Here is a 26,447-nt window from a genome sequence, read left to right on the forward strand (position 1 = left end):
CCAGTACACCAGCACAAAAATAAAGGCCACGATATTTATCGTGGCCTTATTATTAATCAACCGCCAGCCAGCTTAACCTTCATGCCTTTGGCTTCCAGAAGTGATTTGAGCAAGTCACGCTTATCACCCTGAATCTCAATCACGCCATCTTTTACCGCCCCGCCGCAGCCGCATTTCTTTTTCAGCTCGGCAGCCAGCTTAGCCAGCGCGTCGTCACTTTCATCTATTCCGCTAATCAGACACACGCCCTTCCCCTTGCGCCCGCTGGTCTGGCGCTGGATACGTACGATACCGTCCCCTTTCGGACGCGCCTGTACCGCTTTGGGCTCATCAATACGACCTCTGTCCGTTGAATAAACCAGACGACTGTTGGAATCGCTCATCATACCCCCTTATTCAACGATGCGTTGATACCGCGCAGGGTGGCGGCCGGATCGGCAGACTGCGTTACCGGACGACCAATCACCATGTAATCTACCCCCGCCGCCTGCGCCTGTTCCGGCGTCATAATGCGCCGCTGGTCACCCGCGTCGCTACCTTGCGGACGAATGCCAGGCGTCACCAGCTTGAACGCCTGGCCCAGCTCTTGTTTAAAGCGAACCGCCTCCTGCGCCGAACAGACAACGCCATCCAGCCCGCAGCGCTGGGTCAGCGCCGCCAGCTTCGCGGCGTGGTCCGCCGGAGATAGCGTAATGCCCAGATCCTGCAGATCGCTGGCTTCCATGCTGGTTAACACCGTTACCGCAATTAATAGCGGCGCATCTTTTCCGAAAGGCAGCAGGGCCTCACGTGCGGCGGTCATCATACGCGCGCCGCCGGAGGCATGAACGTTAACCATCCAGACGCCAAGCTCTGCCGCTGCGGCGACCGCACGCGCCGTGGTATTCGGGATATCGTGAAATTTTAGATCGAGGAAAATCTCAAAACCGCGCTGGTGCAGGTCGCGAACAAACTGCGGCCCCAGCAGGGTAAACATCTCTTTACCAACCTTGAGCCGGCAGTCGCGCGGGTCGATACGGTCGACAAACGCCAGCGCTTTATCACGGTTATCATAATCGAGAGCAACGACGATGGGAGAGGATGTGACAACGCGGGAAGAAGATGTAGCAGTAGACGTCATGACCGGACCTTAATTGTTGATGAGCGCCGGTTCGGCGCAAAAAAGGTAAACGGGCAGCATTCTACCTGCGATAAGCCGAAAATAACAGGCTGCATTTCCCTCCCTGCCAGACGCCTTAATCGCCGTAGCCGGAGGAGACGGACATAATAATCCATAAGTATGTTGTAACTAAAGTGCGGCTTTTTTTTAAAATTACTGCCCGTCGAGTCCGCGAATGGGCTTAATGGTTGACCACGACCGGCAGGATGGACAGTGCCAGTACAGCGTATGGGCGGTAAAGCCGCATTTCTGGCAGCGGTAGCGCGGCTTGCTGCGGACCTGCTCGCCCACCATCTGGCGCAGCACGCCCAGGCTCTCCTTCGCACGCCCCTCTTCGGCTTCATTAATGTGGTAATCGATGAGCTTATGGAAAACGCGCATCGTCGGATGGCGCTCCAGCTGGCGAGTCACGTAGTTTTGCGCGGCGTCAACCCCTTCCCGCTGTTCGAGGATCTGCGCCAGCATCAGATCGGCCGTCGCGCCGGTATTTTCCTCCGCGCAGCGGCGCAAAAATGCTTCCCACTCGTCGGTTTTCCCTAACTGCTGGTAACAGGTTTGCAGCATCTCCAGGGTTTCACCCACCAGTTCTTTATCCTGCTCAATCACCCGCTCCAGGCTCTCTACCGCTTTGGCATAGTCGCCCTTCTCCATCCATACCCGACCCATCATGATGGAGACGCGAGCGCTGTTGCGATCCGCCGCGGCGCCTTTTTTCAGCAGCGCCATCGCCTTATCCAGATCGTTGCCCGCCATTTGCTGCAGCGCCAGTTCACACCAGAAATTGGCGATTTCGCCGCGATGTTTCTCTTTCCCCAGTTTAACCAGACGCTCGGCCACTTCTATCGCCGACTGCCAGTCGCTGGTTGCCTGATAAATTTGCAGCAGCTGCTGCAGGGCGCTCAGGCGAAAATCCGTTTCATCCACCAGCTGTTTGAACATCCCCTCCGCCCGATCGTAGAGCCCGGCGGCCATATAATCGCGCCCCAGCTGCTGAACCGCCAGCAGGCGCTGGTCGTAAGTCAGCGAGGCGCTTTCCATTAAGCTCTGGTGGATGCGGATAGCGCGGTCAACTTCACCGCGCGAGCGGAACAGGTTGCCCAGCGTCAGATGGGCTTCGACGGTGCCGGTATCCTCTTTCAGCATATCGAGGAACAGATCGACGGCTTTATCCTGCTGATTGCTCAGCAGGAAGTTGACCCCTGTAACGTAGTCACGCGACAGACGGCTCGCATCGTCCTGTTTGGACTGTTGTGCACTTCTGCGCCCCATGTACCAGCCATACGCTGCGGCAACGGGCAAAAGCAGAAACAACAACTCCAGCATAAATGATTATTCCTTCACCGCAGGAACACCGGCTTCTGCAGGCGTAGCGCTGGCTGGCGCGATCTGATGCTCCAGACGCTTAATTTTACGCTCAGCGCGCGCCAGAGAGACGCGAACGCGCAGCCAGAAAAGACCGCAGATCAGCCAGCCGATAGCAAAACCGGCAGCAAAAAGCACGGCCAGCAGCGTCGAAATACGGAACTCACCCTGCGCGAGGAGATAGTTGAACGTGACCACCTGGTCATTCTGCGCGCCCAGCGTCACTGAAATGACGAAGATGGCTAACACCAGTAAGAAAATAAGAAAATATTTCACATGACTTCCCGTTCTGTGGGTTGCGCGAAAAAATCCCGCGTTCAGCCCTATAAAGTACCATTTTCGCCGCAGCGGTGAAATGGAAATGCATGACACCAGTACAGGATATGCGGCCTGACAGGGGTAATATCAACATTATTCCGGCGCTGCCGCCCTTTTTTTAATATCCTGCGCCTCTTCTCCCGGCGGCGATAGCGGGCCGCAGAACCGCTGGGCAAGCCAGGTCGCCAGGGTCACCAGCAGCCAGGAAATCAGCGTTGCGACGATCAGATCCTGCGGCCAGTGCATGCCCAGCGCCAGGCGGCTGCCCATCACCGCCGTCGCCCACGTTAGCAGCAGCGCCAGGGTGACCCAGCGACGCCGCGGCCACAGCAAACCAACGCCGAGCAGCGCCCAGCTGGCAGCGAACATCGTATGGCCAGATGGGAAAGCGAAGCCGGTCTCTTTTTGCCAGTGCTTGCGCAAAAATCCGGGGATTTGCTGCTCTTGCGCCAGCTGCTCATGCACCAGTTTAGCGCGTTCTTTGCGTTTCAACGCGTAGAATTGCGTGACCGGAACCTGCTGCGTCTGCTCCAGCCAGATGACAAAGGGACGAGGCTCCTGAACGCGGCCTTTAATCCACGTCTTCATTCCCTGCCCAACCAGTATCGCTGCGGCCAGAATGAGAAACAGCATTATCGCCGCTCGCAGACGAAAACGCAGGCACCACAGAAACCAGGCGCATAAGATAACGTGCGTAATGATGCCCCATGGCTGCGTCACCGTCTCGGTCACCCAGTACAGCAGCTTCATCGTCCCTGCCGACAGCCCGGGATGCCATTTCCAGCCCGAAATCCAGATCGCAGCAGGCATGATTAATAACAGGGCCGCGCCAACGGCGGTTCGTCCGGCAATCAACAGCATCTCATCTCCTTATTCATTAACCTCAATATCATAACGGAAAGTAGTTCGTTTGTGCGCTTTGCGCGCAGGTAACCCGACGCAATTAGGAGAACGTCGCGCCATTGTGGCAAAATAGCGGCAAACAGAAGCACAGTCAGGTGCTGATAGAATCTGGAGAATCACATGCAGCTTAAACGTGTGGCAGAAGCCAAACTGCCAACCCCATGGGGCGATTTTCTCATGGTGGGTTTTGAAGAACTGGCAACCGGGCAGGATCACGTCGCGCTGGTATTTGGCGATATTTCGGGGCAATCCCCGGTTCTGGCTCGCGTACACTCTGAGTGTTTAACGGGCGACGCCCTTTTTAGCCTGCGCTGTGATTGCGGATTTCAACTGGAAGCGGCGTTGTCGCATATTGCCGAAGAGGGGCGCGGCATTCTGCTGTATCACCGCCAGGAAGGGCGCAATATCGGTCTGCTGAACAAAATCCGCGCCTACGCGTTACAGGATCAAGGCTATGACACCGTGGAAGCCAACCATCAGCTGGGTTTTGCCGCCGATGAACGCGACTTCACGCTGTGCGCAGATATGTTTAAGCTGCTCAACGTCGACCAGGTACGCCTGTTGACCAACAACCCGAAGAAGGTCGAAATCCTGACTGAAGCGGGAATTAACATTGTGGAACGCGTGCCGCTGATTGTGGGACGCAACCCGAAAAATGCCCACTATCTGGATACTAAGGCTGCCAAAATGGGGCACCTGCTGAGCAAGTAATTCCGTTGAAAAATGAAGGGCCAGCCTGTGCTGGCCCTTTTTATATCAGACACGGGTTTACAGCATATTGCGGATCACATAGTGCAAAATACCGTCGTTCTCATAGTAGGTCAGCTCAGTCGCGGTATCGATGCGGCAGCGGCAATCAATCACTTCCTGCCGACCATCCGCGCGCGTCAGCGTGACCGGCACCGTCATACCGGGCTGCAGAGCCTGCAGGTTGCTGATATCTATCCGCTCCTCGCCGCTCAGTCCCAGCGTTTTACGCGTCACCCCCTGCGGGAATTCCAGCGGTAAGATCCCCATTCCAATCAGGTTGGAGCGGTGGATACGCTCGAAAGACTCGGCAATCACCACCCTGACGCCGAGCAAACGCGGTCCTTTAGCCGCCCAGTCGCGGCTGGAGCCGGAACCGTACTCTTTGCCTGCGATCACCGCCAGCGGCGTGCCCTCCGCTTTGTAGAGCATAGCGGCATCGTAAATAGCGATAGGTTGACTATCCGGAAGATGACGGGTCATCCCCCCTTCCACGCCGGGGACCATTTCGTTACGAATACGAATATTGGCAAACGTCCCGCGCATCATCACCTCATGGTTGCCGCGACGGGAGCCGTAGGAGTTAAAATCAATGCGTTCGACGCCGTGATTTTGCAGATAACGGCCCGCGGGGCTGTCGGCTTTAATGCTGCCCGCCGGGGAGATATGGTCGGTGGTAACCGAGTCGCCCAACATGGCCAGAATGCGCGCGCCGTGAATATCCTCTACCGGTTTAGGCTCAACGCCCATCTCATCAAAGAACGGCGACAGGCGAATGTAGGTGGAATCATCCTGCCAGTCGTAGGTATCAGAGCGATCCACTTTAATCGCCTTCCACTCGGCTGTCCCTTCAAACACTTCGGCGTACTCTTTACGGAACATCTCCGTTGAGACTTGCTCAACCGCCTGCGCGACTTCGATTCCGCTCGGCCAGATATCCTTCAGATACACCGGCTGACCATCTTTACCCGTCCCTAACGGCTCACGGGTCAGGTCGAGATTCATATTCCCCGCCAGGGCGTAGGCGACCACCAGCGGCGGCGACGCCAGCCAGTTGGTTTTTACCAGCGGATGAATACGTCCTTCAAAGTTGCGGTTGCCGGAGAGCACAGCCCCGACGGTCAGATCGCCCTGCTTGATTGCGCGCTCGATCGGGTCCGGCAGCGGTCCGGAGTTACCGATACAGGTGGTACAGCCATAGCCGACCAGATTGAAGCCCAGTTCATCAAGATACGGCGTCAGCTTTGCGTGGGCCAGATAGTCGGAAACGACCTTCGACCCGGGAGCCAGCGACGCTTTAACCCACGGCTGCGGTTTCAGCCCCCGCTCAACGGCTTTTTTGGCCAGCAAGCCGGCGGCCATCAGGACGCTGGGGTTCGACGTGTTAGTACAGGAGGTAATGGCGGCAATCACCACCGCGCCGTCAGGCAGCGAATACTGCTGTCCGTTCAGCGTGTAGTCGATTGGCCGTTTATCTTTCTGCGCGTGATTAACTTCCAGCTCGGTGCTGGCGGCAAAGGCCTGGGGCACATCGCCGAGCGCTACGCGATCCTGCGGGCGTTTCGGCCCGGCCAGGCTGGCTTCAACGGTTCCCATATCCAGCGCCAGCGTGCTGGTGAATACCGGTTCATCTCCAGGCTGACGCCACATGCCCTGCGCTTTCGCATAGGCTTCTACCAATGCCACCTGCTCTTCGCTGCGGCCGGTCAGGCGCATATAGTCAAGCGTTACCGCATCGATCGGGAAAAAGCCGCAGGTCGCGCCATACTCCGGGGACATATTGGCAATCGTCGCGCGGTCCGCCAGCGGCAGAGAATCGAGGCCATCGCCGTAGAATTCAACAAACTTACCCACAACGCCGTGTTTACGCAGCATTTGGGTGACCGTCAGGACCAGGTCCGTCGCGGTAATGCCTTCACGCAGCTTGCCGCTCAGCTTGAAGCCAACAACGTCCGGGATCAGCATGGAAACCGGCTGACCGAGCATGGCGGCTTCCGCTTCGATACCGCCGACGCCCCAGCCCAGAACGCCTAAACCGTTAATCATCGTGGTATGGGAATCGGTGCCGACCAGGGTGTCGGGGAAAGCCACCCACTCGCCGTTTTGCTGTTCGCTCCACACCGCCCGGCCAAGGTATTCGAGGTTTACCTGGTGGCAAATACCGGTACCCGGCGGTACTACGCTGAAGCGGCTGAATGCCTGCTGCCCCCAGCGCAAAAAGACGTAGCGCTCATGGTTGCGCTCCATCTCAAGCCGGACGTTCTCTTCAAAAGCATCATCGTCACCAAAACGGTCTACGGTGACCGAGTGGTCAATCACCAGGTCGACGGGCGAAAGCGGGTTCACTTTGGCGGTATCGCCGCCCAGGCGTTTGACCGCTTCGCGCATCGCCGCCAGGTCCACCACGGCAGGAACCCCGGTAAAGTCCTGCATCAGGACGCGCGCCGGACGGTAGGCAATCTCCCTGTCGGCATGGGCATGCTTCAGCCATCCGGCCAGGGCATGAATATCTTCGGCGGTCACGGAATCGCCGTCCTGCCAGCGCAGCAGGTTTTCCAGTAGCACTTTGAGCGATTTGGGCAAGCGCGAGAGATCGCCCAGTTGTTTAGCGGCCAGCGGTAAGCTGTAGTAATGCCAGGTTTTATCTTTAACCTGGAGCGTATCCTTACTGGCTGCTCGTAGGGTTGACGACATAGCTCCTCCTTTACCTTAGGGATAGCATCCCCTGATCCTCCTCAGGGTCATTATTAAAGATAACACATCTTTGATGTAACATTTTGATAACAACTCAAATTGCTAAAATAGGCGTAACGCATTAAGACAGGAAATTTGAATAATGAGGGCGGATATATTGAGAAGGATTGAAGAAGTCAGGTTTGCGTCGGCGAGCGCGTCGTATTAGTACAGGAGTACAAAGAAAGACTAATCGCCATTATTCTGGCGATTAGTCCAATAGAGAAAATTTATCGAGCGAGTCTAAAAAGGGAAAAATTATATCCTCCTTATTACCGCTATTTTATCAGATAGAAATAATTCTCAATAATTCACTTGTCATAAAACTGACATAACCGCTGTGACTGGAAGGTGCTCTAGCTTAGTAACCAAACGTTGCAGACAACCAGAGCAATGACGCTCCAGAACATCGCAAGCCCAAGGATAACGGCGCTCCAGGCCTTACTTCTCAAAACTGGATCTATCTCAGTCTTGTCACGTTCCTGTGACATCGCAAACTTCATATAATCGATATCACTAATCATTTTTTCACCACCAATCGCTAAGAATTACTAACCACAGATAAATCTTAATTATGGATTGACTATTAATCCAGTGAATTCGCTTTTCAGCAGATATCTTTCATCATTAATTTGATCGCGGCAGGTATATTTGCAAATGTGGTACGAGGAGTTAACAAAAATTGTGATTCAGACGAGGTTTAGATATTCCATTTCAGGCCATTATAGGCTTTGGCATCCCCGAGAGGATGCCATTATTTTTTCTGTGGTTATTTTTCCGGTAATTTAATATCTTTGAACATCGCTTCAATATCTTCATTTGAGCGCAAAGCAACGGCGGTATCGACCACATCCCGGGTCAGATGCGGCGCAAATCGCTGAATAAAATCATACATATAGCTTCGCAAGAAGGTACTGCGACGGAAACCTATTTTCGTGGTGCTGTGGCTGAAAATACCATTGGCGTCCAGCTTCACCAGGTCCGGGTCGGAAACCGGATCCACCGCCATACTGGCAATTACCCCTACCCCAAGGCCCAGACGCACGTAGGTTTTAATCACATCGGCGTCGGTGGCGGTGAAAACGATGCGCGGCGTTAAGCCGGCGCGATTAAAGGCGGTATCCAGCTCGGAGCGGCCGGTGAAGCCGAAGGTGTAAGTCACCAGCGGATACTGCGCCAGCTCCTCAATCGATACCGACTCTCGCGACGCCAGCGGATGCTCTGGCGTGACGACCACGGAGCGGTTCCAGTGGTAGCACGGCAGCATCACCAAATCATCATAAAGATGAAGCGCTTCGGTCGCGATAGCGAAGTCAGCATTGCCTTTCGACACCGCCTCGGCGATTTGCGTTGGCGACCCCTGATGCATGTGCAAGGAGACGCGGGGATAGCGTTCGATAAAGCCTTTGATAACGCCCGGTAGCGCGTAGCGGGCCTGGGTGTGGGTAGTTGCTACGTACAGCGACCCCTTATCAGGCCAGGTATGCTCACCCGCTACCGATTTGATCGCATCGACCTTCGACAGGACCTCGCGAGCGATGCGTATGATCTCCTGGCCTGCGGGCGTGACCTGGGTCAAATGTTTGCCGCTGCGGGCGAAAATCTGAATTCCCAGCTCATCCTCCAGCATGCGAACCTGCTTGCTGATGCCCGGCTGTGAGGTGTACAGGCCTTCGGCCGTGGAGGAGACGTTCAGATTATGGTTAACAACCTCAACGATATAGCGGAGCTGCTGTAGTTTCATGGCTGATATCCGATAGCACGTAAAATAAACCCGCTTAATACATTTTACGCTCAGGTCACTTGGCGGTGGACGGGCTAGCCCGAACCTCCCTGCGACTCGCCGCGTTGGCGCCACAACGTATCCTGATGACGGTGATGTATAAGACGATAAGATAATAAAAAAGGGATTAGCTATAACCACTATATCATTTATATCTACAGTGTATAGATATTAACAAAAAATAATAAGGCAGTTATAAGGAGAGAGGAGGAACAGAGTAATATCTTGGATATCAACAACATGTGATGTCAAAAAAGGGCCGCGGCGCGGCCCTTTTATCAGATGATAGCAGTTACTTCTTTGCTTCAGTCCATTTGCCATCTATATAGAAAGCTGACCAGCCGGTGGCTTTGCCGTCTTTCTCTGAGGCAACGTACTGCTGCTTAGTTTTGCGGCTAAAACGCACCATCGTTTTGTTGCCTTCCGGATCCTGCTGCGGCGCATCGGCCAGATAGCGCAGCTTCTCCGCCAGGCGGTCGCGGAAGCGGTACAGCTCTTCCACGAGCGGCGCGCGGGTTTCGCGCGATTTCGGGAAGGTGTTGGCGGCCAGGAAGACGCCCGCCGCGCCATCGCGCAGAACAAAGTAGGCGTCCGATTTCTCGCACGGCAGCTCCGGCAGCGGCACCGGATCTTCTTTCGGCGGCGCCACTTCCCCGTTACGCAGGATCTTACGGGTGTTTTTACACTCGTCGTTGGTGCAGGCCATATACTTACCAAAACGCCCCATCTTCAGGTGCATTTCGGAGCCACATTTTTCACACTCAACGATCGGGCCGTCATAGCCCTTGATGCGGAACTCGCCCTCTTCGATCTCGTAGCCATCGCAGGTCGGGTTATTACCGCAGACGTGCAGCTTGCGCTTCGGATCGATGAGGTAGCTGTCCATCGCCGTGCCGCATTTTTTACAGCGGCGTTTAGCGCGCAGCGCGTTGGTTTCAGCGTCATCGCCTTCCAGCACGTTGAGCACTTCGTTTTCCGGCACCAGGTTAATGGTGGTTTTACAGCGCTCTTTTGGCGACAGCGCGTAGCCCGAGCAGCCGAGGAATACGCCGGTGCTGGCGGTACGGATCCCCATCTTGCGCCCGCAGGTTGGGCAGTCGATGGTGGTCAGCACCATTGGGTTCGGCTGCATGCCGCCCTCTTCCGGATCTTTCTCTGCCGTCTGCAGCTGCGAGGTAAAGTCTCCGAAGAAGCTGTCGAGGACCTGCTTCCACTCGGCCTGATGGTTAGCCACCTGATCGAGGCGGTCTTCCATCTGCGCGGTGAAATCATAGTTCATCAGATCGCGGAAGTTCTCTTCCAGACGATCGGTGACGATTTCGCCCATCTTTTCCGCATAGAAGCGGCGGTTTTCCACCCGCACGTAGCCGCGATCCTGAATGGTCGAAATGATCGACGCATAGGTGGACGGACGACCGATGCCGCGTTTTTCCAGCTCTTTAACCAGCGAAGCTTCGCTAAAACGCGCCGGCGGCTTGGTAAAGTGCTGCGCAGGGGTCAGCTCGACCAGGCTCAGGCTGTCGCCCTTATTGACCATCGGTAAAGTACGGTCTTCATCGCCTTTACGCAGGGCGGGCATTACTTTGGTCCAGCCGTCAAAGCGCAGCGTACGGCCGCGGGCTTTCAGTTTGAAATCGCCGGCTTTCACCGTCAGCGTGGTGGAGTCGTACTGCGCAGGCGTCATCTGACAGGCGACAAACTGGCGCCAGATCAGCTGATACAGTTTCTGCGCATCAGATTCCATATCTTTTAACGTTTCGGCCAGCACGTTGACGTCGGATGGACGAATCGCCTCGTGCGCTTCCTGCGAGTTTTCTTTGCTGGCGTACTGATTCGCGCTCTCTGGCAGATATTTCTTACCGAAGTTGTCGCCAATGTAGCCGCGCACCATGCTCAGCGCGTCCTGGCTCAGGTTCGTCGAGTCGGTACGCATATAGGTAATGTGGCCCGCTTCGTAGAGACGCTGCGCCATCATCATGGTTTTCTTCACGCCGAAGCCAAGACGCGTGCTGGCGGCCTGCTGCAGCGTGGAGGTGATAAACGGCGCGCCCGGCTTGCTGCTGGTCGGCTTATCTTCACGCTCCAGCACGCTGTAGCTGGCTTTCTCAAGCAACGCGACCGCCGCCATGGTTTCATCACGGTTTACCGGACGGAACGGCTTATCGCCGTTATGCGTGACCTGCAGCGGTAACGCATCGCCGCCAGGGGTCGTGGTGCTGGCGTCAACTTCCCAGTACTCTTCCGGAACGAACGCTTTAATTTCGCGCTCGCGCTCGACCACCAGACGCACCGCAACCGACTGGACGCGGCCTGCTGACAGACCGCGGGCAATTTTTTTCCACAGCAGTGGAGAGACCATGTAGCCCACCACGCGATCCATAAAACGGCGCGCCTGCTGAGCGTTGACACGGTCAATATTCAGTTCGCCCGGCTTTTCGAAAGCCTGACGAATCGCATTCTTCGTGATCTCGTTGAACACCACGCGGCTATAGCGCTGTTCATCACCGCCGATAACTTCCCGCAGGTGCCATGCGATGGCTTCCCCTTCGCGGTCAAGGTCGGTTGCGAGATAGATGTGGTCAGCTTTTTCCGCCAGCTGTTTGAGTTCAGTAACGACCTTTTCTTTACCCGGGAGTATTTCATAGTGCGCATTCCAGTCATGCCACGGGTCCACGCCCATACGGTTGACCAGAGCGCCGCGTTCATCCTTCTTAGGCTTTTTAGCCCCTTTGGTGGAGGTAGAGTCGGCGCTCTTTTTGGAAGCTGAGCCACTGGTCGGCAAATCGCGGATATGACCGACGCTGGACTTAACCACGTAGTCATTACCCAGATACTTATTGATCGTTTTGGCTTTTGCCGGGGACTCAACGATAACGAGAGCTTTACCCATATTCACCTTTACCTAATTTGATTCATCCAGGAATACATCGCACATTGATTCACCATCCACTGGCGACACGTCACAACCTATGTTGCGTCGTTATCGATGGATATCAACCCCTTGCACCGGTTTCGCATCCATAAAACCAGATAGCTGAGTTTGCTGGCTTTTTCTCGCCAGGCGACATAGCACGAATAATTTTTGGCCGAATGTCAAGCAAATCTGTTGCCAGATCGCTGAAAGCGTCACACTGTACCTGATAAAATTCGTTACGCAACTTTATTAGCATGCAAAAGCAAATCCCGCCACTAAACTGATGTTTATTAGGCTTCTGCGATTACCCCTGCAAGATCAATGGAAAATTTGCCCCTCGCCGCCGCGCGGCGTAGACTAGCCGCGAAGAAACACAGGAGGCATTTATGCAAGGTACAACCCAACCCATCGATCGCCAGACGCTTCTGGAAAAAGCCAACAAACTCATTCGCGAACATGAAGATACGTTAGCCGGGATCGAGGCCACCGACGTCGTTCAGCGTAACGGCGTACTGGTGTTCAGCGGCGAGTTCTATCTTGACGAGCAGGGTCTGCCAACGGCGAAGAGTACGGCGGTATTTAATATGTTTAAATACCTCGCACACGAGCTGTCTGATAAGTACCACCTGGCGGATTAACCGCTGCCTGCAGGGCCATGACAACAACGCGAGGCCGAAGCCTCGCGTTGTTTGTTTACATCAGCGGCTTTTGCCCGCGCTGCCACCAGCGCAGCAGAAGCTTATCGGCGCTTTCCGCCGCGCTGCCGGTAAACCGCTCGAGCATTTTCTTACGCTGCTGATAGCGCACGCTGATAACCTCGTGCTTATCCATCAGCCCCAGCAGAAGTTCATCGCTGGTTTCCACCGCGTCCACAAGGCCTTTTTCCAGCGCCTGAACGCCGTACCAGTGTTCACCCGTCGCTACCTGCTCGATATCCAGCCCGGGGCGCATCTGGTGGACAAAATCTTTAAACAGCCGATGAGTATCGTTGAGGTCTTCGCGAAATTTCTGCCGCCCTTCTTCGGTATTTTCACCCAGCATCGTCAGGGTGCGTTTGTACTGCCCGGCCGTATGCAGCTCAATGTCGATATCTTTATTTTTCAGGAAGCGATTGATGTTGGGAATTTGCGCCACAACGCCAATAGAGCCCAGGATAGCAAAGGGTGCACTGACGATTCTGTTCGCCACGCAGGCCATCATATAGCCGCCGCTGGCCGCGACTTTATCGACCGCGACCGTTAACGGGATCTGCTTGTCGCGCAGGCGCTGCAGCTGTGAAGCCGCCAGGCCGTAACCGTGAACCACGCCGCCTGGGCTTTCAAGGCGAATGACGACCTGGTCGCGCGCTTTTGCCGCCGCCAGAACGGCGGTGATTTCTTCGCGCAGGCTGCTCACTTCATGGGCATCCATACTGCCTTTAAAATCCAGCACCCAGACGCGCGGCTTGACGTCCGGCTCTGGTGTGCCGAGCTTCGCCCGCGCCTTTGACGCCTTTGCTTCCTGCTTGAGCTTTTTCTTTTGCGCTTTATGCCACAGCTTCTGCTGCGGCCCATCGAGCAACGAAACCGCCAGCTCTTCCTTCATCTCCTTATATTGCTCGCTAAGATTGGTGACCCGCAGCTCGCCGCGCTGTTTTTTGCGCTGAGTCAGGTTAACAATAATGGCGACGATAACCGCAATTGCGACAACGATGGTCGCGATTTTGGCCAAAAACAGGCCATATTGAGCAAGTAATTCCACGTTTTCACCTTGTGTAAACCGCTGACGTTGGCGCACAGTGTACATCAGCCGTCGGCGAGAAGTCTTTGTGCTTTGTGTCGCACGCGAGGCGCCTTCCTGTTTTTTTCAGCGACGATGAAATCGTTGCAAGATATTAATTCCGCGAAGAGTTTCCGCTTCGCCGATTGCAATAGCGGGCGCTTTCAGGCATAAAGCGCAAAAGTGAGATACCGAACAGCAAGCGCGATCGTCAGCAGATCGCCCGAGGAGTCGCCGTGCACTATCAACCGCAACGTCACCTGTTACAGGACCGCATCATCCTGGTTACCGGCGCCAGCGACGGCATTGGCCGTGAAGCCGCCCTGACCTATTCCCGCTATAGCGCCAGCGTTATCCTGGTCGGCCGCAATGAAGAAAAGCTGCGCAGCGTCGCGCACGAAATACAGCAGGCGGGCGGCATTCCCGCCCGCTGGTTTACTCTCGACCTGTTAACCTGCACGCCGCAGGAGTGCCAGCAGCTGGCGCAGAAGATAGCCATCCACTACCCGCGCCTCGACGGGGTGCTGCACAACGCGGGTCTGTTGGGCGACGTGTGCCCGATGGATCAACAAAAGCCGGAAGTATGGCAGCAGGTGATGCAGGTGAACGTGAACGGCACCTTTATGCTCACCCAGGCGCTGCTTCCTTTATTACTTAAATCCGAATCGGGTTCGCTGGTCTTTACCTCTTCCAGCGTCGGCCGCCAGGGACGCGCGAACTGGGGCGCTTACGCCGCGTCGAAATTCGCCACTGAGGGCATGATGCAGGTGCTGGCCGAGGAGTATCAGAACCGTCATCTGCGGGTCAACTGCATTAACCCAGGCGGCACCCGCACCAAAATGCGCGCCAATGCGTTCCCGACGGAAGATCCGCAAAAATTGAAAACCCCCGCTGATATCATGCCGGTTTACCTGTGGCTGATGGGCGACGACAGTCGTCGCAAAACGGGAATGACCTTTGACGCCCAGCCGGGCCGCAAACCAGGAATCGCACAATGAGTGATGAACGCCACCGCGAACGCCAGCAGCGGGTAAAAGATAAAGTTGACGCTCGCGTCGCCGCCGCGCAGGAAGAGCGCGGCATCGTGATCGTCTTTACCGGCAACGGTAAAGGCAAAACCACCGCCGCTTTTGGCACCGTCACCCGCGCCGTCGGGCACGGTAAAAAAGCCGCCGTCGTACAGTTTATTAAAGGTACCTGGCCAAACGGCGAGCGCAACCTGCTTGAGCCGCACGGCGTTGAGTTTCAGGTGATGGCGACCGGTTTTACCTGGAATACGCAGGATCGCGAAAGCGACACCGCCGCCTGCCTCGCGGTCTGGGAGCACGGGCGCCGCATGCTGGCTGATGAAAGCCTCGACCTCGTTTTGCTGGACGAGCTAACCTACATGGTGGCTTATGATTACCTGCCGCTGGAAGAGGTGCTTACCGCGCTGCGCAACCGCCCGGCGCACCAGACGGTGATTATTACCGGCCGCGGCTGCCACCGTGAGATTACCGAACTGGCCGATACCGTCAGCGAGCTGCGTCCGGTGAAGCACGCCTTTGACGCCGGAATCAAAGCGCAGATGGGGATCGACTACTAGCCGCCAGCCGCTCGAGCAGCGCATGATTCAGCGGCAGGCACAGGCAATCCTCCCCCTGCGCCAGTTCGCTTTCGCGCATATTTTGCCGCGAGACGAAGCGCTTGCGGTATTCGGTTGGCGTGACGCCGCAGTATTTATTAAAGGCGGCGATCAGATACTTGTGTTCCTGAAAGCCGCAGCTGTGGCTAATCTCCGTGATCGGAGTGCGGGTATCGCGCAGCAGGGTGCGGGCTTTATTTAGCCGCACCAGCGTCAGATACTCTTTAAAATTATACCGGCTCACCTTTTTGAACAGCCGCGAGAACCACGAGTAGCTCATCCCGCTATGGCAGGCGACCTCGCTCAGCGTCAGCGGCTGATCAAAGTGTTGATTGATAAAATCAATGCCTTTTTTGATCATCGCCTCGTCGCGCAGCGAGCTTTCGGCGCGCCGCGTCGGCTTGCCTGCGGAGACGACCGCATCCAGCAGCAGATAAATCGCCGCGATACGCTGAAACGGCGCGTGGTTATCGATCAGCTGTTCCAGTAGCCTCGCCAGTCGATGGCGTACCTCGCTGTCCGCCGGAGAGTAAGGACGTCCGCGGGTACTCCAGTCCAGCTGCGGCGAGGGATGAAGTTCATCAAACAGGCCGGGTGAAAACTGTACGGTGAGCAACTGGCTGCCCGCCTCCTCGGCGCTCAGCGAATGGACCTCTTCGGCATTGATATACAGCATGTCTCCCTGCGCCAGCTCCAGGCTTTGCTGGCCGACGACAAGGGTAAATCGCCCCGCCAGCACGGTAATCAGCTCCGGAGCCGGATGCCAGTGAGGCTCGCAGTAGCGAACCTCCGCGGCAAACACGTTCAGCTTCTCCGCGTCAAAGGCAATCAGCTCGTAGCCGCTGTTCGCCGTTTGTCGTCCGCTCTGGGTGACCGAACGAGGGTGAGTCACTGAAAAAGGAAACATGCGCACTCTCCTGTCATTGGCAATGATGAGCGCCGGCCAGCACGGCGTTAAGCTCGTCGCGTTCGATATCCAGCGCCAGGAATTCGGTCAGCGCAATCAGCAGCCCGCAGAACAGATCCGGCGCCAGGCGAATCAGTTTTTCACGCACCTGCTCCGCCGGCATCTGGCTCTTATCGGCAATCAGCTTCACTACGCGGGCAAAGGCCTCTGGCTGCTGGATCAGCTGTTGTAGAGAGTTATCATCGCGCAGCGGGACGTACCGCTGCGGACAATCTACCTCAATCTCCGCGATCAACGGCAGATCCCTGGATGAGGCGCCGACGCGAACCTGCCAGATGCCCGGCGTCACGACCCAATCACCCAGGCCCGGATGATAGCAGGCCAGCTCGCCAATGGGCAGCTGCAGGCTCACACGACGGGTCTCTCCGGCGGCCAGCGCCACTTTGCTGAACGCTTTTAATGACTGCACTTCGCGAATCAGCTCCCCCTTCGGCGCGCTAACGTACAGCTGGACGATCTCTTTGCCCGCATACTCTCCGCAGTTGGTCAGGTCGAACGACACGGTAAGCGTCTCGCCTGCGCCTGCACGGCAGGCTGACAGCGCGATATTATCGTACGCAAACCGGGTATAGCTTAAGCCAAAGCCAAACGGAAACTGCGGCGTCATGCGACGTTTATCATAATAGCGATAGCCGACAAAAAGCCCTTCTCCGTAATGATGACGCAGGTTTTCGCCCGGATAGTGCAGCCAGGCCGGCGTTTCCTCCAGGGAATTAGGTACCGTTACCGTCAGTTTGCCGCAGGGGTTACGCTGGCCGAAGAGGATTTCCGCCACCGCGCGCCCCATCCCTTGCCCGGCAAAGAACGTTTCCAGCAGCGCTTTGCACTCGCCGAGCCACGGCATCACCACCGCATCGCTATTCGCCAGCACCACCACGATATTCGGCTGGACCGTCGCCACTTCGCGAATTAACCGTTCGTGCACCGGCAGAATATGCAGATCCTGACGATCGCCGTTCTCGCCATCTTCGCCTACGGCGGTGCTGACGAAGATCACCGCCACGTCGGCTTCCTGCGCGACGCGGCAGGCCTGCGCCAGCGCCTGTTCATCGCAGCGCAGATCGTCCGGCGCGCCCACGGCCCAGGAGACGCTGAAGTCGTCGCCGGCGAGGTCGAAAATTTCATCCAGCGGCCGATCGAGCAGATACGGCACCGTGGTCGCGCATCCGGACCCCTGGATCACCGGCTCCTGAGCCGGTTTACCCAGCACCGCGACGCGCGGCGTTTTCTCCGGACGCAGCGGCAGCAGATTATCTTCATTTTTCAGCAAGACAATGGATTCACCGGCAAGCCGCTGCGCCAGCGCGTGGTGCGCCGTAAAATCGGCTCGCGTTTGCGGGCGGCGATGGCGCTGGACCTTGTCGAGCAGTTCCAGCATGCGGAGACAGGCGCGGTCCACCACCGCCATCGGCACCTCTCCGGCTTCAATCGCCGCCAGCAGGGTTTGTTTATCGCGGCGGGTTTCGGGCATCGCCAGATCGTTACCCGCCATCAGCGATGCGGGGCGATCTTTAATACCGTACCAGTCGGACATCACCAGCCCTTCATATCCCCACTCATCGCGCAAAACCTGGGTGAGCAAAAACGGATCCTGGGAGGTTTGCACGCCGTTAAGACGATTGTAGGAAGACATCACCGTCCACGGCCGGGATTTCGCAATCGCGCGCTGGAAACCCGCCAGATAGATTTCCCGCAGCGCCCGTTCTTCAATAATCGAATCCATTTCCGTGCGGCGGTACTCCGAGTTGTTCGCCGCAAAGTGTTTCAGGCTGGCGCCAACCCCCTCCTGCTGCAGGCCGTTGATCAGCGCAGCGGCAATATCGCCGCTGACCACCGGATCTTCGGCGTAATATTCATAGCCTCGCCCGGCCAGCGGCGTACGGCGAATGTTAATCCCCGGCCCGAGCAGGATCCCGACGCCCATTTGCTGACACTCCCGCCCCAGCGCTTCCCCCATCTGATGCACCAGCTCCACGTCCCAGCTGCAGGCCAGGCTGGAACCATTAGGAAAACAGGTCGCCGGTAGCGAAGTGCTGAATAGCGCTTCACTCCCCCCTTTCGCGGCGGGCTCTTCCGCGCTGGCCTGATCTGCGGTTTGGGTGATGACTGAGATAAAATCATCCATGCTCCACTTTTCCCGGCCATCAATCTGCGCGCTGCTGTAGCGCACGCCGTAGGTGCCGTCGGTCATAATGATATCTTCGACACCGTGCTGCGGCAGCGAGGCCGTCCGCCACAGGCCGCTGCCGGTCAGCAGCGCCACTTTTTCTTCCGCGCTCATCGCGGCGAGGGTGGTGTTAAAATCGTTATTCATCTCTCTGGCTCCCTGAGGTTAAAGCGCGTTCTGTTTGCGCAGGCTGATTTTTTGCACAATATCGCGATAGGTTTTTTCATCCAGCGAATAGCAGGCGACAAACAGTGCGCTGAGGGCAAACATCGCGCCGGGAAATAGCGTCATCAGTACGTTAATGCCGTTAATCGCGCTGGCGGTAATGTTGCCCGCGTCATAGTGGTAATAGTCCAGCATCCAGCCCGCACAGCCGCCGCCGATGGCCATCGCTATTTTGGTGATGAAATTAAAGAAACCGTAAATTGCTCCTTCGGTGCGCACCCCATGGTACCACTCGGCATATTCCACGGTATCGGCAATCATTGACCACATTGAAACAAAACCCATCCCCAGCGTAATACTGTACAGACACACGCCGGTCATGATCAGCCAGATATTGTCGCCAGCGATAAAATATTGCATCAGTACGCCCGCAACGCCGATCGACAGCGCCACCAGCGTCATTTTCTTTTTACCAATCAGCGCAATGATTTTTTCCGAAATAACGGTACCGACAATATAAGCCGCCGACTGAATCATAAAGAAGGTGGAGGTAAAACCTTCGCTACCAATTATATATTTGATAAAGTAAATAGCGATCGCCATCCACACGGTATAGGCAATATAAAAAAAGACGGTGAACATGGAAAGGTTAATTAGCGGCGCGTTGCCTGCCACCGCCTTCAACATTTCCCGCAGCGTTGGCGCCGGAGTCTCTTCCTCTTCTTCACCAACGCGCTCTTTGGTCATCCCGAAGCAGGCAAGGAACAAAAACGTCGCCAGCAGCGCAAAGCAAGAGACGGCGAAGACGTATCCCAGCTGCTTATCGCTAAACGGGGAAATCAGCCTGTCCGCGGTAGTGGACACAATCAGATAGCCAACAATCGCCAGGACAAACCGGTATACCGACAGCGATGAGCGGGAGGCTTCATGCTGGGTTAAACGGTTGGTCAGCGCCGAATAAGGCGTATTTACCGACGTATAGGCCAGGCAATAAATAGTATAGGAAATCAGTGCGAAGTAGAATTTCGCCTCACCGCCGAAAGGCACAAAGCAGAGCACCGTTAAGAAGCCGAGCGGAATTGAACCATACAACAACCAGGGACGAAGCTTACCGTAGCGGCTGTGGTTTTTGTCGATGGCAAAACCAATCAGAATATTAAAGGCCGCATCAACCACGCGGGCAATAACAAAGATCAGGCTCGCCTGTACGGCGCTAATGCCGTAAATATTGGTATAGAAAAAAAGTAAAAACAGAGAAACGAAGCCGAAGGATAAATTAGAAGCGAAATCGCCAAAACCATACCCTATTTTTTCTTTAACGCCGATAACCACATAGCTTGCCGAAAGTTTTCCTGCTGTTTCCATTTTAGGCTACCTGTTAATGTAATCAGTGGCCTCAGTATACGGCGTCGCCTGGCGCACCGCTTTGCGTTATTTGTCCGGGCATTTCCTGTTTTTTGTCTTTATGCAGAAGTGTGAAAGGAGTCACAGGAGGGAGAATTCCGGCGGTGACCGCCGGAACTGGAATAATTAACCGTTACCGTTATTACGGCTGCTGGAACGACGGTTGTTATTATTATTGCTCACCTGGCTGTGGCGCTTAACCGCGCGGCGAATCTGATTTGCCTTCATGCGACGGCGATCTTTTTCGACGGCGACCTTAGAGGTGGTTTCCGGCGTAAGCTCAACCAGTTCGCGTAGGTAGTTGGTTTGCGCCAGGTCCAGCTCGGTGTAGCCGCCGCGCGGCAGGCCTTTCGGCAGCAGAATATCGCCGTAGCGCACGCGGATCAGGCGGCTGACCTGTACGCCAACGGCTTCCCACAGGCGGCGAACTTCGCGGTTACGGCCTTCGGTCAGCGTGACGTTGTACCACTGGTTAATCCCTTCGCCACCGGTAAACTTGATGGTTTTGAACGCCGCCGGGCCGTCTTCCAGCTGCACGCCGCGAGAGAGCTGGCGCAGCTTGTCATCATCTATCTGGCCAAATACGCGCACTGCGTATTCACGTTCCACTTCGCGGCTCGGGTGCATCAGGCGGTTCGCCAGTTCACCGTCGGTGGTAAACAGCAGCAGGCCGCAGGTGTTGACGTCAAGACGACCGACGGCAATCCAGCGCGCGCCGCGCAGCTTTGGCAGACGATCGAACACCGTCGGTCGCCCTTCCGGGTCGTTACGGGTACAGAGTTCGCCTTCCGGCTTGTAGTAAGCCAGCACGCGACAAATCTGTTCCGCAGACTCTTTCACCGAAATCAGATGACCGTCGATGCGAATTTTTAAACCCGGGACAATTTCAACGCGATCGCCAAGCGTGGCGATTTTGCCATCAACGCTGACGCGGCCAGCTTCGATTTTGGCTTCGATTTCACGGCGGGAGCCGTGGCCAGCGCGGGCCAGCACTTTTTGTAATTTCTCGCTCATTGAGCTTCCTTAAGGTGTCGCCTTCCCAGGCGTCTGGTATACTTCGAAAAACAGGGCGCGAGGCAAAATGAAACCTAACACCCTGTTCTGTAAAATTTTTTTGCTTCAGCGCGTGCCGTTATCTATGTTGCTACAGCAGACATAACAGAGACACGCCTTCTCGCGTGGGCGAACATGGTACACGAACTTTAAGATGAATGCTTCTTTGCGTTACGAGCATAGCACAACTTACCGCGCACCTCCGTCCGGGCGCATGGCGCGCTGATGGAAGCCAGGTAGCACAATAGGGTCTTTGGCAGAGGATGAACCATCAAAAGGCGCGCGGCATTGCGCCGCGTTGAACGGCGGCAAATAAAAGCGGCGAGCGGGTATTCATTACATGACGATTCCTTCCATGGAAACAGACGTCATTACAGGAACGGCGTTACGTCCCCCACGCCTTCACGCACCACAACCGGCGCATCTTCAGTGAGGTCGATAACCGTGGTCGGCTGCTGGCCCAGATAGCCGCCGTGAATAATCAGGTCAACCTGCTTCTCCAGACGATCTTTGATCTCTTCCGGGTCGGATTCGGTAAAGTCGCTTCCCGGCAGCATCAACGAAGTGGAGAGCATCGGCTCGCCCAACGTTTCCAGCAGCATTTGCGCAATCGGGTTGGACGGCACGCGCATACCGATGGTCTTACGCTTATCCTGCAGCAGACGGCGCGGAACTTCTTTGGTGCCCTTGAGGATAAACGTGTAGTTACCCGGGGTATTGTTTTTAATCAGACGAAAGGCCACGTTATCAACGAATGAATAGGTCGACAGTTCGGACAAATCGCGGCACATCAGGGTGAAGTTGTGGCCGTTTGGCAGATTACGGATCCGGCAAATCCTCTCCATCGCGCCTTTATCTTCAATTTTGCAGCCTAACGCGTAGCCGGAGTCGGTCGGATAGACGATGACCCCGCCTTTACGCACAATGTCCACCGCCTGGTTAATTAACCGCGCCTGTGGATTTTCCGGATGGATATAAAAAAACTGGCTCATACTTCCCTCTCAATTTTGTTCTACGGCCACTTCCCAACTGCGCCAGATCCCTTCCACGCCCGCGGGTAGCCAAAGTTTGCGGCCCAGTTCGATCCACGGGCAGGGCTGATGAAAATCAGACCCCTGCGAGGCATCCAGGCCATACTGCACGGCGTAAGCGGCAAGCTGTGCGCGCTCGTGAGGCGCCTGCTGACACTGCGCCACCTCCATCGCATCGCCCCCCTGCTCGCTAAAATGGGCCAACAGCCGTTTTAACCACTTGGCGGAGAGATCGTAGCGCCCGGGATGGGCAATGACCGCTTTACCGCCAGAATGATGAATGACATCAATCGCTTGTTTTATTGTACACCACTGAGGCGGAACGTAACCGGTTTTCCCGCGCGCCAGATACTTCTTAAATACGTCAGCCATATTGTTGGCATAGCCGGCCTCCACCAGAAAACGGGCAAAATGGCCGCGCGTCACCGCACCGCCGTCCGCCAGCTTCAGCGCCCCTTCCCAGGCGCCAGGGATCCGCGCTTTTTCAAGCCGCTCGGCGATCTGCTGACCCCGCATCTGGCGACGCGCTTTCTGTTCATCGAGCAGCGCGGTCATCGCCGGATGGTGGATATCGATATTCAGCCCGACAATATGAATTTCATGATTTTCCCACAGCGTGGAAATTTCCACCCCGGTAATCAGCGCCAACGGTAAACCGGCACGTTCAATTTCACGCTGAGCCGCGGGAATTGCCGCCACGGTATCGTGGTCGGTAATCGCCAGGGTGCCGACGCGCATCTGGTGGGCGCGATGGACAAGTTCTTCTGGAGTCAGACGCCCGTCAGAGGCGATGGTATGGCTGTGCAGGTCGTAAATCACTGCGTAATTGGTGTTGCTCAAGATGACTCCTGCTGGACATGAACCGGTACCCGTCATACTTTAAGTCACAGGCAGATTGACTGTGGTTCTGCAGCTTAAGTGATTAAGGATAGTAATAAGCGCATCATCATACCGACTGATAGAGAAAATCTGCAAACAGGGGTTGACTTTAATCCCCCGGACTAGTTAACTAGTACGCAAGTTCACATGAAGGGGTATCAACAATGAAAACGCAATTCATCACTCTGCACGGCTGGTGGCGCACCTCCTGTTATCGGGCGGCGTGATCGCGTTTTGCACTCAGCATACAGATACCCGGCCCGCCAATGAGCGGGCTTTTTATTGGACAAATTATTATAGCGAACAGGCGACAACAATAATGCAAACATCAAAACCGGCACTCGAGCTTCTCACCAGCGACGCCATCTATCGGGAAAACCCCACGGCGCTGTTCCACCAGCTATGCGGCGCGCGTCCAGCCACCCTGCTGCTGGAATCCGCGGATATCGACAGTAAGGATGATTTAAAGAGCCTGCTGCTGGTGGATAGCGCGCTGCGCATTACCGCGCTAGGTGACACTGTCACCATTCACGCGTTTTCCGCCAACGGTACGGCGTTACTCGAACTGCTGGATAGCGCGCTGCCATCCGGCATCGATAACCAGCGTCAGCCAAATAGCCGGGTATTAACCTTCCCGCCGGTCAGCGCGCTGTTGGATGAAGATGCCCGCCTGTGTTCACTCTCGGTATTCGACGCTTTTCGCCTGCTGCAGGATCTGATAACCGTCCCGCAGGAGGAGCGCGAAGCGATGTTCTTCGGCGGCCTGTTCGCCTATGACCTGGTCGCTGGCTTTGAAGACCTGCCGCCGCTGGAGAGCGACACCGCCTGCCCGGATTACTGCTTCTATCTGGCGGAAACGCTGCTGGTTATCGACCATCAAACCAAAAACACCCGTATCCAGGCGAGCCTGTTCACGCCGCTGGAAAGCGAAAAACAGCGTCTGCTACAGCGGCTCGCTCAGCTTCGTCAGCAGCTAAACGAGCCGCCGGCGCCGCTGCCGGTGACCACGGTTGCTGAAATGAGCTGCGACTGCGATCAGAGCGACGAAGAGTACGGCGCCGTCGTGCGTAAAATGCAGCGCGCCATCCGCGCGGGCGAGATTTTTCAGGTCGTGCCGTCGCGCCGCTTCTCGCTGCCCTGCCCGTCGCCGCTGGCCGCTTATGATGTGCTGAAGAAGAGCAACCCGAGCCCGTACATGTTCTTTATGCAGGACAACGATTTCACCCTCTTCGGCGCGTCGCCGGAGAGTTCTCTCAAGTACGATGCCACCAATCGCCAGATTGAAATCTATCCCATTGCCGGTACCCGCCCGCGCGGCCGCCGCGCGGATGGTTCGCTGGATCGCGATCTCGACAGCCGCATTGAGCTGGAGATGCGCACCGACCATAAAGAGCTCTCCGAGCATCTGATGCTGGTCGACCTTGCGCGTAACGACCTCGCGCGCATCTGTACCCCGGGTAGCCGCTACGTCGCCGACCTGACCAAAGTCGACCGCTACTCCTTTGTGATGCACCTCGTCTCCCGCGTGGTTGGCGAGCTGCGCCGCGATCTTGACGTGCTGCATGCCTACCGTGCCTGTATGAATATGGGCACCCTCAGCGGGGCGCCGAAAGTGCGCGCCATGCAGCTAATCGCCGCCGCTGAAGGCAAACGCCGCGGCAGCTACGGCGGCGCGGTGGGCTACTTTACCGCCCACGGCGACCTCGATACCTGCATCGTGATCCGTTCCGCCTACGTGCAGGATGGCGTCGCCACGGTGCAGGCCGGCGCCGGTATCGTGCTCGACTCCGTTCCCCAGTCAGAAGCGGATGAAACCCGTAATAAAGCTCGCGCGGTGCTGCGCGCTATCGCCCAGGCCCACCACGCGAAGGAGATTTTCTAATGGCCGACATTCTGCTGCTCGATAATATCGACTCTTTTACCTATAACCTGGCAGACCAGCTGCGTTCGAACGGCCATAACGTGGTGATTTACCGCAACTCCGTCCCGGCGCAGGCGCTGATTGAGCGCATCGGCACCATGAAAAACCCGGTACTGATGCTTTCTCCGGGGCCGGGGACGCCCAGCGAAGCGGGCTGCATGCCGGAGCTGCTGACCCGCATGCGCGGCAAGCTGCCGATTATCGGTATCTGCCTCGGCCATCAGGCGATTGTCGAAGCCTACGGCGGCTACGTCGGTCAGGCCGGTGAAATTCTTCATGGGAAGGCGTCAAGCATTGAGCACGATGGCCAGGCGATGTTTGCCGGACTGAGCAATCCGCTGCCGGTCGCCCGCTACCACTCGCTGGTGGGCAGCAATATCCCGGCCGGACTCACCATCAACGCCCACTTCAACGGTATGGTGATGGCGGTGCGTCACGACGCGGATCGCGTCTGCGGCTTCCAGTTCCACCCTGAGTCAATTCTGACCACCCAGGGGGCACGCCTGCTGGAGCAAACTCTGGCCTGGGCGCTGCAGAAGCTAGAGCAGACCAACACCCTCCAGCCGATTCTGGAAAAACTGTACCAGGCCGAAACCCTGAGCCAGCAGGAGAGCCATCAGCTGTTCTCTGCGGTGGTGCGCGGTGAAGTCAAACCCGAGCAGCTGGCCGCCGCGCTGGTGAGCATGAAAGTACGCGGTGAGCATCCGCAGGAAATCGCCGGCGCCGCCACCGCGCTGCTGGAAAACGCCGCGCCGTTCCCGCGGCCGGATTATCCGTTTGCCGACATCGTCGGTACCGGCGGCGACGGCAGCAACAGTATCAATATTTCGACCGCCAGCGCGTTTGTGGCCGCCGCCTGCGGCCTGAAGGTCGCGAAGCACGGTAACCGCAGCGTATCGAGTAAATCCGGTTCCTCCGACCTGCTGGCGGCGTTCGGTATCAATCTGGATATGAATGCCGATAAATCTCGCCAGGCGCTGGATGAACTGGGCGTTTGCTTCCTGTTCGCACCGAAGTACCACACCGGTTTCCGCCACGCGATGCCGGTCCGTCAGCAGCTTAAAACCCGCACCCTGTTTAACGTGCTTGGGCCGCTGATCAACCCGGCTCATCCGCCGCTGGCGCTGATTGGCGTCTATAGCCCGGAACTGGTGCTGCCGATTGCGGAAACCCTGCGCGTGCTGGGCTACCAGCGCGCCGCAGTGGTGCATAGCGGCGGTATGGATGAAGTGTCGCTGCACGCGCCGACGGTGGTCGCGGAACTGAACCATGGCGAAATCAAGAGCTACCAGCTCACCGCCGCCGACTTTGGCCTGACGCCTTACCATCAGGAGCAGCTGGCAGGCGGCACGCCGGAAGAAAACCGTGACATTCTTACGCGCTTGCTACAAGGTAAAGGTGAAGCCGCTCACGAAGCCGCCGTTGCCGCCAACGTCGCCATGTTGATGCGTTTACATGGACACGAAGACCTGAAGGCCAACGCGCAGCAAGTCATCGATGTGCTACATAGCGGAGCGGCCTATGACAGAGTGACCGCATTAGCGGCAAGAGGGTAAAAA

General features: G+C 56.5%; 22 protein-coding genes and 1 other annotated feature. Of the genes, 6 read left to right on the forward strand and 16 right to left on the reverse strand.

What is annotated here, in order from left to right; translation table 11 throughout:
- Positions 1 to 56: 56 nt before the first annotated feature.
- The 5 genes from yciH to pgpB form a co-directional block, all read right to left on the reverse strand.
- Complete coding sequence (gene yciH, locus F8562_RS10080) at positions 57 to 383, reverse strand: stress response translation initiation inhibitor YciH (RefSeq protein ID WP_042934080.1); 327 nt, start codon at positions 381 to 383, stop codon at positions 57 to 59.
- Positions 383 to 1,120 (reverse strand): orotidine-5'-phosphate decarboxylase, encoded by a 738-nt coding sequence (gene pyrF / locus F8562_RS10085; protein WP_014229016.1) that lies wholly within the window; start codon positions 1,118 to 1,120, stop codon positions 383 to 385. Before pyrF ends, yciH begins: the two co-directional genes overlap by 1 nt.
- A gap of 192 nt (positions 1,121 to 1,312) precedes the next feature.
- Positions 1,313 to 2,482, reverse strand: coding sequence for a lipopolysaccharide assembly protein LapB (gene lapB / locus F8562_RS10090; RefSeq protein WP_014229015.1), 1,170 nt, complete (start codon positions 2,480 to 2,482; stop codon positions 1,313 to 1,315).
- A gap of 6 nt (positions 2,483 to 2,488) precedes the next feature.
- Positions 2,489 to 2,797, reverse strand: coding sequence for a LapA family protein (locus tag F8562_RS10095; RefSeq protein ID WP_014229014.1), 309 nt, complete (start codon positions 2,795 to 2,797; stop codon positions 2,489 to 2,491).
- A gap of 135 nt (positions 2,798 to 2,932) precedes the next feature.
- On the reverse strand, positions 2,933 to 3,700 hold the full coding sequence (gene pgpB / locus F8562_RS10100; protein ID WP_014838216.1) for a phosphatidylglycerophosphatase B: 768 nt from the start codon (positions 3,698 to 3,700) through the stop codon (positions 2,933 to 2,935).
- 162 nt (positions 3,701 to 3,862) lie between these two features.
- Here pgpB and ribA point away from each other — a divergent pair, with 162 nt between their 5' ends.
- Positions 3,863 to 4,453, forward strand: coding sequence for a GTP cyclohydrolase II (ribA, locus tag F8562_RS10105; RefSeq protein WP_004121245.1), 591 nt, complete (start codon positions 3,863 to 3,865; stop codon positions 4,451 to 4,453).
- Between the two features lie 57 nt (positions 4,454 to 4,510).
- On the opposite strand, the gene acnA is transcribed toward ribA, so the two are convergent.
- The 4 genes from acnA to topA all read right to left on the reverse strand — a co-directional run bounded on the left by acnA (position 4,511) and on the right by topA (position 11,895).
- Positions 4,511 to 7,183, reverse strand: coding sequence for an aconitate hydratase AcnA (gene acnA, locus F8562_RS10110; protein WP_014838215.1), 2,673 nt, complete (start codon positions 7,181 to 7,183; stop codon positions 4,511 to 4,513).
- Positions 7,184 to 7,578: 395 nt separating this feature from the next.
- On the reverse strand, positions 7,579 to 7,746 hold the full coding sequence (locus F8562_RS10115; protein ID WP_004121247.1) for a YmiA family putative membrane protein: 168 nt from the start codon (positions 7,744 to 7,746) through the stop codon (positions 7,579 to 7,581).
- A 245-nt stretch (positions 7,747 to 7,991) separates the two neighbouring features.
- Positions 7,992 to 8,966: an HTH-type transcriptional regulator CysB gene (gene cysB, locus F8562_RS10120; protein WP_004121248.1), complete on the reverse strand. Its 975-nt coding sequence runs from the start codon at positions 8,964 to 8,966 to the stop codon at positions 7,992 to 7,994.
- Between the two features lie 331 nt (positions 8,967 to 9,297).
- Complete coding sequence (gene topA / locus F8562_RS10125) at positions 9,298 to 11,895, reverse strand: type I DNA topoisomerase (protein WP_014838214.1); 2,598 nt, start codon at positions 11,893 to 11,895, stop codon at positions 9,298 to 9,300.
- A gap of 410 nt (positions 11,896 to 12,305) precedes the next feature.
- On the opposite strand from topA, the gene F8562_RS10130 reads away from it, so the two are divergent.
- On the forward strand, positions 12,306 to 12,557 hold the full coding sequence (locus F8562_RS10130) for a YciN family protein (RefSeq protein WP_004101388.1): 252 nt from the start codon (positions 12,306 to 12,308) through the stop codon (positions 12,555 to 12,557).
- Between the two features lie 55 nt (positions 12,558 to 12,612).
- Here F8562_RS10130 and sohB read toward each other — a convergent pair whose 3' ends face one another.
- Entirely contained in the window at positions 12,613 to 13,659 is a 1,047-nt protein-coding gene (gene sohB / locus F8562_RS10135; protein ID WP_004850151.1) for a protease SohB, read from the reverse strand.
- Positions 13,660 to 13,913: 254 nt separating this feature from the next.
- On the opposite strand from sohB, the gene F8562_RS10145 reads away from it, so the two are divergent.
- Both F8562_RS10145 and cobO read left to right on the forward strand, forming a co-directional pair.
- Positions 13,914 to 14,675: a YciK family oxidoreductase gene (locus tag F8562_RS10145; protein ID WP_014229011.1), complete on the forward strand. Its 762-nt coding sequence runs from the start codon at positions 13,914 to 13,916 to the stop codon at positions 14,673 to 14,675.
- Entirely contained in the window at positions 14,672 to 15,262 is a 591-nt protein-coding gene (gene cobO, locus F8562_RS10150; RefSeq protein ID WP_004850148.1) for a cob(I)yrinic acid a,c-diamide adenosyltransferase, read from the forward strand. Before F8562_RS10145 ends, cobO begins: the two co-directional genes overlap by 4 nt.
- On the opposite strand, the gene F8562_RS10155 is transcribed toward cobO, so the two are convergent.
- The 6 genes from F8562_RS10155 to rnm form a co-directional block, all read right to left on the reverse strand.
- Positions 15,234 to 16,208 (reverse strand): helix-turn-helix transcriptional regulator, encoded by a 975-nt coding sequence (locus tag F8562_RS10155; protein WP_014838212.1) that lies wholly within the window; start codon positions 16,206 to 16,208, stop codon positions 15,234 to 15,236. The genes cobO and F8562_RS10155 overlap by 29 nt on opposite strands.
- 13 nt (positions 16,209 to 16,221) lie before the next feature.
- Positions 16,222 to 18,582, reverse strand: coding sequence for a beta-glucosidase family protein (locus F8562_RS10160; RefSeq protein ID WP_094909471.1), 2,361 nt, complete (start codon positions 18,580 to 18,582; stop codon positions 16,222 to 16,224).
- Between the two features lie 18 nt (positions 18,583 to 18,600).
- Positions 18,601 to 19,965, reverse strand: coding sequence for an MFS transporter (locus F8562_RS10165; protein WP_094909472.1), 1,365 nt, complete (start codon positions 19,963 to 19,965; stop codon positions 18,601 to 18,603).
- 165 nt (positions 19,966 to 20,130) lie between these two features.
- The gene (gene rluB / locus F8562_RS10170; protein WP_004121268.1) at positions 20,131 to 21,018 is read right to left on the reverse strand and encodes a 23S rRNA pseudouridine(2605) synthase RluB; all 888 of its coding nucleotides are present in this window, start codon (positions 21,016 to 21,018) and stop codon (positions 20,131 to 20,133) included.
- Positions 21,019 to 21,428: 410 nt separating this feature from the next.
- The gene (locus tag F8562_RS10175) at positions 21,429 to 22,049 is read right to left on the reverse strand and encodes an L-threonylcarbamoyladenylate synthase (RefSeq protein ID WP_004850139.1); all 621 of its coding nucleotides are present in this window, start codon (positions 22,047 to 22,049) and stop codon (positions 21,429 to 21,431) included.
- 9 nt (positions 22,050 to 22,058) lie between these two features.
- The gene (rnm, locus tag F8562_RS10180) at positions 22,059 to 22,928 is read right to left on the reverse strand and encodes an RNase RNM (protein ID WP_014229007.1); all 870 of its coding nucleotides are present in this window, start codon (positions 22,926 to 22,928) and stop codon (positions 22,059 to 22,061) included.
- Between the two features lie 227 nt (positions 22,929 to 23,155).
- Positions 23,156 to 23,251: a sequence feature (Trp leader region), on the forward strand.
- A 35-nt stretch (positions 23,252 to 23,286) separates the two neighbouring features.
- Between rnm and F8562_RS10185 the strand changes: the two genes are divergently transcribed.
- The gene (locus F8562_RS10185) at positions 23,287 to 24,849 is read left to right on the forward strand and encodes an anthranilate synthase component 1 (RefSeq protein WP_014838210.1); all 1,563 of its coding nucleotides are present in this window, start codon (positions 23,287 to 23,289) and stop codon (positions 24,847 to 24,849) included.
- Positions 24,849 to 26,444 (forward strand): bifunctional anthranilate synthase glutamate amidotransferase component TrpG/anthranilate phosphoribosyltransferase TrpD, encoded by a 1,596-nt coding sequence (trpD, locus tag F8562_RS10190; protein ID WP_004850135.1) that lies wholly within the window; start codon positions 24,849 to 24,851, stop codon positions 26,442 to 26,444. Before F8562_RS10185 ends, trpD begins: the two co-directional genes overlap by 1 nt.
- Positions 26,445 to 26,447: the final 3 nt, after the last annotated feature.

The sequence above is a fragment of the Klebsiella sp. RCJ4 genome (assembly GCF_009025755.1).
GTDB lineage: Bacteria > Pseudomonadota > Gammaproteobacteria > Enterobacterales > Enterobacteriaceae > Klebsiella > Klebsiella michiganensis.